This window comes from Pseudomonas sp. MS646, from assembly GCF_036693845.1.
In the GTDB taxonomy this organism is placed as follows: Bacteria; Pseudomonadota; Gammaproteobacteria; order Pseudomonadales; family Pseudomonadaceae; genus Aquipseudomonas; species Aquipseudomonas chlororaphis_E.
Window position 1 is genome coordinate 4,859,792 of the sequence record NZ_CP144763.1, and the last position, 10,329, is coordinate 4,870,120.

Sequence of the window (10,329 nt, forward strand, 5' to 3'; positions counted from 1 at the left end):
AGCGGGCTTGCCCGCGATAGCGGTCTGTCATTTAAGAATAAGTGGCTGACCCAGCGCCTTCGCGAGCAAGCCCGCTCCCACAAGGGATTGCGTCGAGCAAAAATCCTGTGTCGGCAAAATTCCCCTGCTGGCGAAGGGCGCGACTCGGCCCTGACTACCGGCGGCGCTTGCTGCCGCCCAGCAATGAGCCCATCAACCCGCGCACCAGTTGACGGCCCAACTGGTTGGCCGCCTGACGCATTGCCGACTTGAGCGCCTGCCCCGCTGCCGTGCCGAGGAACTCCCCGGCCCTGTCGGCAAGGCTCGGCTGTTCAGCCGCCGGTTTGTCCGACGCGGCCTCGGCTTCAGGCTCCAGCCCTTTGCGCCCCATCAACACTTCATAGGCCGACTCGCGATCAATGGGCTTGTCGTAGCGCCCTTGCAGTGGCGAGCGGGCGATCAACGCGGCGCGCTCGGCCTCGCTCAACGGCCCGATGCGCGATTGCGGTGGTGCCACCAGCACGCGCTGGACCATTTCCGGCGTACCTTTTTCCTGCAGGGTGCCCACCAGGGCTTCACCGATGCCCAGCTCGGTCAGCACCGCCAAGGCATCGAACTGCGGGTTCGGGCGGAAACCGTCCGCCACCGCCCTCAGGGATTTCTGCTCCTTGGCGGTGAAAGCCCGCAAGCCGTGCTGGATACGCAAGCCCAGTTGCGCCAGTACATCGTCTGGTAAATCGCCCGGCGACTGGGTCACGAAATACACCCCGACACCCTTGGAACGGATCAGCCGCACCACTTGTTCCAGGCGTTCCTGCAAGGCCTTGGGCGTGCCGGCGAACAACAGGTGCGCCTCGTCGAAAAACAGCGCCAATAGCGGTTTGTCCGCATCGCCGCGCTCGGGCAACTGTTCGAACAACTCGGCCAGCAGCCACAGCAGGAAGGTCGCGTAGACTTTCGGCGCCTCATGGACCAGCCGACTGGCGTCCAGCAGGTGGATGCGTCCCCGGCCATCGCTGGCCGGTTGCAAGATGTCTTCGAGCTGCAAGGCCGGCTCGCCGAACAACGCTTCCGCACCTTGCTGCTCCAGGCTGGACAAGCGTCTTAGCAAGGCCTGGCTGGAACCGGTGGTCATCAGCGCCGCGTCGTCCCCCAGCAACTCGGGGTTGTCCCTGAGGTGGTTGAGCAACGCCTTGAGGTCCTTGAGGTCAAGCAGCAACAGCCCTTCACGGTCAGCCACCTTGAACGCGGCGTACAGCGCCGACTGCTGGCTGTCGGTGAGCTCCAGCAGGCTGCCGATCAGCAACGGGCCCATTTCACTCAAGGTGGTGCGCAGTGGATGACCGGATTGGCCGTGGATGTCCCACAACGTCACCGGATAGGCCTGGGGCGTGTGGCCGAGCCAAGGCATGCCGGCGATCCGCTCGGCCACTTTGCCCTGGGGGTTGCCGGCAGCGCCGAGGCCGCACAGGTCGCCCTTGATGTCCGCCGCGAACACCGCCACACCCGCATCGCTGAACGCTTCGGCCAGGCGCTGCAAGGTCACGGTCTTGCCGGTGCCGGTGGCGCCCGCCACCAAGCCGTGGCGGTTCGCCAGGCGCATCGCCTGGGAGAGGGGTTGGCCGGTCGGGTCGGCGCCGATAACAAGCTTGAGTGAGTCAGGCATTTCGTCACCTGTGGTTAATCTGTGGCCCTGCTTGGCCGATACCTGGAATGACAGACCCTACTGAAAACAAGGTCGGATAATTCCCAGGGAGATGGAAATATCAGCTTTTTTCAATACGGCGATATTTAGCGAACTTTCCATATAAAAGCACGCCCAGAGCCATAAGACTCAGCGGAACCTCGAACCATGAAGAAAAACCTGCGTTTCAGCCATAAAATCCTCCTTGCCGCCGCCCTGATCGTCGTTGCCGCCTTCGCCTCCTTCACGTCATACAACGATTACCTGCAACGCAACGCCATCCGCGACGACCTCGACGGCTACCTGCATGAAATGGCCGAGGTCACCGCGAGCAACATCCAGACCTGGCTCAGCGGGCGGATCCTGCTCATCGAAAACCTGGCCCAGAACATTGCCGCCAGCCCGGACTCCGCCAGCGTCACCCGGCTGCTGGAGCAGAAAGCACTGACCGCAACCTTCATGGCTTCCTACCTGGGCGACGCCCAGGGCAGCTTCATCATTCGCCCCGACGCGAAGATGCCCGACGGCTTCGACCCTCGCGTACGCCCCTGGTACAAGGGCGCGCAGAGCAGCAGCACCTCGACCCTGACCGAACCGTACATCGACGCCGCCAGTGGCGGGCTGATCATCTCCATTGCCAGTGCTGCCCGGAACGCCACACAGACCGTCGGCGTCGTGGGGGGTGACCTGAGCCTGCAAGCCATTGTCGACAACCTCAAGACCGTGGACTTCGATGGCATGGGCTATGCCTACCTGGTCAGCGCCGATGGCAAGATCCTGGTGCACCCGGACAAGGCCCTGGTCATGAAAACCCTGGCCGAAGCCTACCCAGGCAACACGCCGAAAATCAGCGAACAGATCACCGAAGTCGAGGTGGACGGCCACTCGCGCATTGTCACTTTCGTGCCGATCAAGGGCCTGCCTTCGGTGAACTGGTACGTCGGGGTCTCGGTGGATAAAGACCTGGCCTACGCGATGCTCAGCGATTTCCGTACCTCGGCAGTCGTGGCGACGATCATTGCCGTGATCTTCATCATCGCGCTGTTGAGCATGCTGATCCGCCTGCTGATCCAGCCGCTGCACACCATGACCCGGGCCATGGAGGACATCGCCGACGGTGAAGGCGACCTGACCAAGCGCCTGACGATCCAGAACCAGGACGAATTCGGCATTCTGGGCATCGCTTTCAACCGTTTCGTCGAGCGCATCCACGGTTCGATCCGCGAAGTGTCCTCCGCCACCGAACACGTCAATGAAGTCGCCCTGCGCGTGGTGAGCGCGTCGAACTCGTCAATGGTCAACTCCGACGAACAATCGAGCCGCACCAACAGCGTGGCCGCCGCGATCAACCAACTGGGCGCCGCCGCCCAGGAGATCGCCCGCAATGCCGCCCAGGCGTCCCATCAGGCCAGCGACGCCCGTGGCCTGGCCGAGGACGGCCAGCACGTGGTAGACCGCAGCATTGCCGCGATGAATCGCCTTTCCGAGCTGCTGAGCACGTCGAGCAACAACGTCGAGACGTTGAACAGCAAAACCGTGAACATTGGCCAGATCCTGGAGGTGATCACCAGCATTTCCCAGCAGACCAACCTGCTGGCCCTCAACGCCGCGATCGAGGCCGCTCGGGCCGGTGAAGCCGGACGCGGGTTTGCCGTGGTGGCGGACGAGGTGCGCAACCTCGCCCACCGCACCCAGGAATCGGCACAACAAGTGCAGACCATGATCGAGGAACTGCAGGTCGGCGCCCGGGATTCGGTCATGACCATGAACGACAGCCAGCGCCACAGCCAGGAAAGCGTGGAGATCGCCAACCTGGCCGGCGAGCGCCTGAACAGCGTGACCCAGCGCATCGGTGAAATCGACGGCATGAACCAGTCCGTGGCCACCGCCACGGAAGAGCAGACGGCCGTGGTGGAATCGATCAACGTCGACATCACCGAGATCAACACGCTGAACCAGGAAGGGGTGGAGAACCTGCAATCGACCTTGCGCGCCTGTGCCGACCTGGAGCGGCAGGCGGCGCGGCTCAAGCAGTTGGTGGGCAGTTTCAGGATCTAAAGCGCCTGAACTGGCCTCATCGCGAGCGAGCTCGCTCCCACAGGGATTTGCGCTAACCCTGTGGGAGCTCGCTCGCGATGAGGGCCTGTCAAATCAAGCAACACTCCACTGACACCCCCGCCCCACCGCAACCCAACCGAACATCTATTCTTCATAAAGGTCAACAAAGGAGAACACAGACCGGAGGGATGTTCATCGTGCATATAGCGGACATAACCATGTTCTACGCCCCTGCCAGCGGCGGCGTGCGCACTTACCTGGATGCCAAGCACCGGCGCCTGGGCGATCGGCCCGGTATTCGCCACAGCCTGCTGATTCCCGGCGCACATTTGAGCGAGCACGACGGGGTCTACAAGGTCCCGGCCCCGGCGCTGCCTTTCGGCAAGGGCTACCGCTTCCCCCTGCGCCTGGCGCCCTGGCGCAATGTCCTGCGTGATCTGCAACCGGACCTGATCGAAGTCGGCGACCCCTACCTCACCGCCTGGGCCGCCCTGGATGCCCGCCGCCAGCTCGACGTGCCCGTCATTGGTTTCTATCACTCCGACCTGCCACTGCTGGTGAGCAACCGCATGGGCAACTGGTTCACCCCCAATATCGAAGCGTATGTCAGCAAGCTGTATGGCAACTTCGACCGGGTCCTGGCGCCCAGCCAGGTCATGGCCGACAAGCTGACCGGGCTGGGGGTCAGGAATGTCCACGTGCAACCCCTGGGCGTGGATCTGCAAACCTTCACCCCCGCCGCCCGTGACCCGGAGCTGCGGGCGGAACTGGGGATCGCCGAAGACACCCGCCTGCTGATCTTCGCCGGTCGCGGCTCCAAGGAAAAAAACCTGCCGGTGCTGCTCAAGTGCATGAAGCGCCTGGGCGAGCGCTATCACCTGCTGCTGGTGGGCTCATCGATGCCGGCGCTGGTGCCGGACAACGTCACCGTGGTGGATGAGTTCTGCCCGGCACCGCAAGTCGCGCGGCTCATGGCCAGCGCCGACGCGCTGTTGCATGCCGGCGACCAGGAAACCTTCGGCCTGGTGATCCTCGAGGCGATGGCCAGCGGCATCCCCGTGGTGGCCGTGGCAGCCGGCGCGTTCACCGAAATCGTCCATGAAGACTGCGGCCTGCTGTGCACACCGAACAATCCACAAGCCATGGCCAACGCCGTGCGGCAACTGTTCGCCGAGGGCTGCCAGCGCCGTGGCGTGCTGGCGCGCCGGCACGTGGAGCGTTATTACGCCTGGGATTCAGTGGTCAACAACCTGCTGGGGCATTACTACGCGGTGCTCGGCGAGCAGATGCCACTGCTGGCCAATGGTTGAAGCGAGGACCGTGCCGATGAATACCTCGCCCAGCGTGCTTTTGGTGCTGCACGACGTAGCGCCGCAAACCTGGCCCGACTACCAGCCCTTCGTCGAAGCCGTCGACGCCCTGGGCGATGTGCCGCTGACCTGGCTGGTGGTGCCGGATTTCCACCACACCAATGCACTGCAGGACCACCCCGACTTCCGGTGCCTGCTCGACCGACGCGTGGAGCGCGGCGACGAACTGGTGTTGCACGGTTATTACCATTGCGACGATGGGCCGGCGGCTCGCCACCCCAAGGACTGGTTCATGCGCCGGGTCTACACACATGAAGGCGAGTTCTACAGCCTGGGCGAAGAAGCCGCCCTCGCCCGCCTGCGCGCCGGCATCGAAACCTTCGAGCGCTACCAATGGCCGCTGGAAGGCTTCGTCGCCCCGGCCTGGCTGATGAGCGAAGGCACGCGCCGGGCCTTGCGTCAGTTACCGCTGAGCTACACCAGCGACACCCAGCACCTGTATCGCCTGCCCGACTTTACTCCGCTCGACGCTCCCGGGCTGGTGTGGAGCGCCCGCAGCGCCTGGCGCCGGGGGCTGTCGAAAGTCCTCAGCGACCAACGTGAACAGCGCTGGCGCCAGGCACCGGTGATTCGGCTGGGCCTGCACCCAGTGGACATGCGCCATCGGTTTTCCCGGGACTACTGGCTGCAGACCCTCGAACGCCTGCTCAATGAAGGCCGCGTGCCAATGACCAAGGTCGACTGGCTGGCCACCCAGGGCCTGCGGGTCAGCAGCGCGGCATGAAGCGGCTGCTCTGGCTGGCCGCCGCGCTGCTCATGGCCTTGCTGGTCCCGCTGTTGGTGGGCGGCACGGACATGTGGGCACGGGTACAGCGCTTTCCCTTGTCCTTGCTGCTGATCATGCTCGGCATGATCGTGCTGTGCTGGGCCCTGAACTCGCTGCGCCTGCGCCTGTTGCTGGGTGAGCACCGGGGGCGCCTGGGCCGGTTCAAGAGCCTGGGGGTGGTGATGTCCACCGAGTTCGCCATGTGCGCGACACCCGGCGGCAGTGGCGGGCCACTGACCTTGATGGCCCTGCTGGCGCGCAATGGCGTACGGCCGGCCCACAGCAGCGCAGTGTTCGCCATGGACCAGTTGAGCGACCTGCTGTTTTTTCTCTGCGCCCTGGTGGGCATCCTGTTCTACGCGCTGTTCCAGAACCTCAGCCAGCGCATGGAATGGATGCTGGCCGTGAGCGCTGTTTCATTGTTTGGCGGGCTGTTCGGCTGCGTGCTGGTGGCGCGCTATCACCGCCGGTTGATCCTGCTGGGCGCGCGCCTGCTGCGGCATCTGCGAGTGAAGACCGCCACCCGCCATCGCTGGGGACGCAAGATCCTGCATTTTCTCGCAGCGTTCACCGACACCCTGAAACTGCCACGCCAGACGCTGTTCCAGGTATTCGGCCTGACTTGCCTGCATTGGGCGTTGCGTTACAGCGTGCTGTACCTGGCCTTGAAGGGGCTGGGGGCGGACTTGCAATGGGCCTGGAGTTTCCTGATCCAGATGCTGTCCTTGAGTGCCGGGCAATTCAGCCTGCTGCCGGGCGGTGCGGGGGCGGCAGAACTGACCTCGGCGGCGCTGCTGGCGCCGATGGTGGGCAAATCCACCGCGGCCGCGGCCATCCTGATCTGGCGGGCGGTCACCTATTATTTCTATCTGGTGGCCGGTGGGCCGGTGTTCTTGCTGATGGTCGGGCGACCATTGATCAAGAAGCTGATCAGCCTGCGTCAGGCGTGAGGGCTGGCTGCTCGGGATCGGGATGATCTTCGGGATGGGTCTGTTTCCACAGTTCGGCGGCGTCGGGAAACTCCGTACCGTCTTCCGGGCCCAGCTCCTCGGGATCGTAGCGGCTCAGGCAACCCTCACCGAGGGTGGCCGGCGCCTTCGAAGTGGCTTTGTCCAGTGGATCGGTCATGGTGCACCTTCGGTAAACATCTGGCGGGCATGCTGTGGTGAGGGCGCTTGATCCCCCACCACGATGGCCGTTCGGTCAGAACACCACAGTCTTGTTGCCATGCACCAGCACCCGGTCTTCCAGGTGATAACGCAAGCCCCGCGCCAGGACCATTTTCTCCACGTCACGCCCGAAACGCACCATGTCTTCGATGCTATCGCTGTGGCTGACGCGGACCACGTCCTGCTCGATGATCGGACCGGCGTCCAGCTCCTCGGTGACGTAATGGCAGGTGGCGCCAATCAGCTTCACGCCGCGCATCGAGGCCTGGTGGTACGGCTTGGCACCGACGAAGGACGGCAGGAAGCTGTGGTGGATATTGATGACCTTGTGCGCGTATTCGCTGCACAGGGCCGGCGGCAGGATTTGCATGTAGCGGGCCAGCACCACCACCTCGGCATCGTGCTGCTTGACCAGGCGCGAGACTTCGGCGAATGCCGGCTGCTTGTCCTGCGGGTTGACCGGTACGTGGTAGTACGGGATGCCGTGCCACTCGACCATGCTACGCAGGTCGTCGTGGTTGGAAATCACACAGGCGATATCGCAATCGAGCTCATCGCTGTGCCAGCGGTGCAGCAAGTCTGCCAGGCAGTGGGACTCGCGGCTGGCCATCAGCACCACGCGTTTTTTCTGCGCGGTGTCGGTGATGCGCCAGTCCATCGAGAACTCTTCGGCAATCGGCGCGAAAGCCTCGCGAAAAGCCTCGATGCCAAAGGGCAGCGAGTCGGCACGAATCTCGTGACGCATGAAAAACCAGCCGCTCTGATTGTCCGAGTGATGGCTTGCTTCAGTGATCCAGCCGTTATGGGACGCCAGAAAGTTACTGACTTTAGCAACGATACCGACGCGGTCCGGGCAAGCAATCACCAGCCGAAAAGTGCGCATTAGGGGAACTCCAGAACTTCGCAAAGGCGGCTATTCTAGCCATTGCGCGGCAAAACTGCAGTATCGATCAAGCAATCGGTGCCCCACGCGCCCCTGAGCCGCGCAAGGCGCAGCTCAGGGCGGCTAGCTATATGTGTGAACGGGCGTGAAGTCGGCGGGACGGTATTTAACTGCAATAGCGATTTTTGTGGCACAGCACTAATTAATTAAATAAAACATCGGTTAAATGTTTACTTGATGAAACTGTCTGATTACTATTGCCGCACTGTGCCCTTGTCACCCCAAGCCCTACATAAGGTAGTCCACATGTCCCTGATCAATGAATACCGTGCCACCGAAGAAGCCATCAAAGAACTGCAAGCCCGTCTGAAAAACCTGTCCCAGGACGACAAGCTGCAGACCGAGCTGGAATTCGAAGGCAAACTGCGCACGTTGATGGGCGAATACTCCAAGTCCCTGCGCGACATCATTGCCCTGCTGGATCCGGATGCCAAGTCGAGCAAGGCTCCACGTGGCGCCGTCAAAACTACCGGCACCAAACGTGCTCGCAAAGTTAAGCAATACAAAAACCCGCACAACGGCGAAGTCATCGAAACCAAAGGTGGCAACCACAAGACGCTGAAAGAGTGGAAAGCCAAGTGGGGCGGTGACGTGGTTGAAGGCTGGGCAACCCTGCTGGGTTAAGCCTCACCGGCTCGCACCGTTCCTTGCGAAAAAAAAACGCCAGCATTGCTGGCGTTTTTTTATGCCTGTCATCTTGCTTACTTCACGACAAATCAAGGCTTAAACGTTTACGCAATTGCTGGCTGTAGCCTTGCCATTGCATGAGTACTTCTCGCTGTAAGGGTGTCGCCAGGGACAGCCACTCTGCCATTGCCACATCAAAACTTTCCAGGGTATTAGGCGCGCCCCATTGCGGGGAAGACAGGCGTTGTTGACAGAAAACTCTCCAACGCTGCTGCTCTTCAGCATTCAATGTGTCCGGGAAGTTGCGCGCACGATAACGGAACAGTAGTTCCGGTAAACGCTCATCGTCGAACGGCCAGCGCTCTTGTGCCAATTGTGCCGGATCGGCCAGTCGGACTTGTTCACATAAACGCCGGTCACGATCGCCAATGAAGCCTGCGTATAACTGTTGCTCGGGATCGTCGCTGGCGGCGAAATCCTCCCGTGCGTAAATGGCCTGAAGTTTGTCCTGCCAAACTTGTTGCGCGTCCGTCAGTTGTAACGCCCGCTGCTGGTAGCCGGCCATGTCCAGTTGCAAGCGCTGCTGGTCCTCGGCCCGCAGCACCGAGAGCGGCGCGACCACCGGGCATTTGTTGATGTGGATGAGCTTGAGCGGCACCGGCAGCTCGCCTTCGAGCAGCGCTTCGCGGCGGGTGTACAGACGCTGGCGCAGGGTTTCGGCGTCGTGGTCCAGCAACCCCTGGGGATCAAGGTGCAAGTCGCAGACAATCAGCGCGTTGCGGTTTTTCGGATGCCAGGCCAGCGGCAGCACCACACCGATAAAATTTCGCGCGGCCGAGAAGCGCCCGGAAATGTGCACCATCGGCTGTAACAGGCGCACCTGGTCCATCACCTTCTGTTTGCTGCGCAGCTGGAACAGCCAATCGTAGAGCCGGGGTTGCCGCTGGCGAATCAGGCGGGCCAGGGCGATGGTGGCGCGCACGTCCGACAACGCATCATGGGCCTGGCCATGATCGATGCCATTGGCGGCGGTCAGGCGCTCGAGCTTGAGAGTGACGCGGCCATCTTCCTCCGGCCAGACGATGCCGTCCGGGCGCAGGGCATAGGCGGCGCGCACCAGGTCGATCAGGTCCCAGCGGCTGTTGCCGCCCTGCCACTCACGGGCATACGGGTCGAAGAAATTGCGATAGAGGCTGTAGCGGGTCATCTCGTCGTCGAAGCGCAGGGTGTTGTAACCGGCGCCACAGGTACCCGGCGCGGCCAGTTGGGCATGGACGCGGGTCATGAAGTCGGCTTCGCTCAAGCCGTTTTCCGCCAGGCAGTCCGGGGTGATCCCGGTGATCGCACAGGCCGCCGGATGAGGCAGGATGTCGTCGCTGGGCCGGCAATACAGGTTCACCGGCGCGTCGATTTCATTGAGTTCGAAATCGGTACGGATCCCCGCCACCTGCAAGGGCCGGTCGCAACGCGGGTTGATGCCGGTGGTTTCGTAGTCGTACCAGAAGATGGAAGTCACGGGCTGTTCCTGAACTGTAGACGGGCGAAGTCTAGGCGCTCGACCCTACCGCCGGCCAGCACTGTGCCTGTTTTGGAAACACTTCTGAGGGGCGCGAGCCTGCTCGCGAAGGCAGCGCCACCATCCGCCTCGACATCACCCGCCTCACCGCGTTCGCGAGCAGGCTCGCGCCCACCGTTTTCTGCTAGCATCGACGCCGACATCGACCGTTCGACCC

Annotated in this window: 9 protein-coding genes; 5 read left to right on the top strand and 4 right to left on the bottom strand. The window is 62.5% G+C overall.

Annotated elements, in window-relative coordinates:
• Positions 1–154 precede the first annotated feature (154 nt).
• Positions 155–1,645, bottom strand: coding sequence for a helicase HerA-like domain-containing protein (locus V3H56_RS21340; protein WP_042731595.1), 1,491 nt, complete (start codon positions 1,643–1,645; stop codon positions 155–157).
• A gap of 186 nt (positions 1,646–1,831) precedes the next feature.
• On the opposite strand from V3H56_RS21340, the gene V3H56_RS21345 reads away from it, so the two are divergent.
• From V3H56_RS21345 to V3H56_RS21360, 4 genes are all read left to right on the top strand, one after another.
• Positions 1,832–3,721, top strand: a complete 1,890-nt coding sequence (locus V3H56_RS21345) for a methyl-accepting chemotaxis protein (RefSeq protein ID WP_047736663.1) — start codon at positions 1,832–1,834, stop codon at positions 3,719–3,721.
• A 188-nt stretch (positions 3,722–3,909) separates the two neighbouring features.
• Positions 3,910–5,031, top strand: a complete 1,122-nt coding sequence (locus tag V3H56_RS21350; RefSeq protein WP_042732170.1) for a glycosyltransferase family 1 protein — start codon at positions 3,910–3,912, stop codon at positions 5,029–5,031.
• Positions 5,032–5,047: 16 nt separating this feature from the next.
• Entirely contained in the window at positions 5,048–5,815 is a 768-nt protein-coding gene (locus V3H56_RS21355) for a DUF2334 domain-containing protein (RefSeq protein WP_042732169.1), read from the top strand.
• Entirely contained in the window at positions 5,812–6,807 is a 996-nt protein-coding gene (locus V3H56_RS21360) for a lysylphosphatidylglycerol synthase transmembrane domain-containing protein (RefSeq protein ID WP_042732168.1), read from the top strand. The genes V3H56_RS21355 and V3H56_RS21360 overlap by 4 nt, the downstream gene beginning before the upstream one ends.
• On the opposite strand, the gene V3H56_RS21365 is transcribed toward V3H56_RS21360, so the two are convergent.
• Both V3H56_RS21365 and purU read right to left on the bottom strand, forming a co-directional pair.
• Entirely contained in the window at positions 6,788–6,985 is a 198-nt protein-coding gene (locus tag V3H56_RS21365) for a hypothetical protein (protein WP_042732167.1), read from the bottom strand. The two genes, V3H56_RS21360 and V3H56_RS21365, sit on opposite strands and share 20 nt — an antisense overlap.
• 75 nt (positions 6,986–7,060) lie before the next feature.
• A complete protein-coding gene (gene purU, locus V3H56_RS21370) occupies positions 7,061–7,909 on the bottom strand; it encodes a formyltetrahydrofolate deformylase (protein WP_003178545.1) in 849 nt (282 codons plus the stop codon).
• A gap of 306 nt (positions 7,910–8,215) precedes the next feature.
• On the opposite strand from purU, the gene mvaT reads away from it, so the two are divergent.
• Complete coding sequence (mvaT, locus tag V3H56_RS21375; RefSeq protein WP_042732166.1) at positions 8,216–8,593, top strand: histone-like nucleoid-structuring protein MvaT; 378 nt, start codon at positions 8,216–8,218, stop codon at positions 8,591–8,593.
• Between the two features lie 82 nt (positions 8,594–8,675).
• Here mvaT and sbcB read toward each other — a convergent pair whose 3' ends face one another.
• Positions 8,676–10,112, bottom strand: coding sequence for an exodeoxyribonuclease I (gene sbcB / locus V3H56_RS21380; protein WP_042732165.1), 1,437 nt, complete (start codon positions 10,110–10,112; stop codon positions 8,676–8,678).
• Positions 10,113–10,329: the final 217 nt, after the last annotated feature.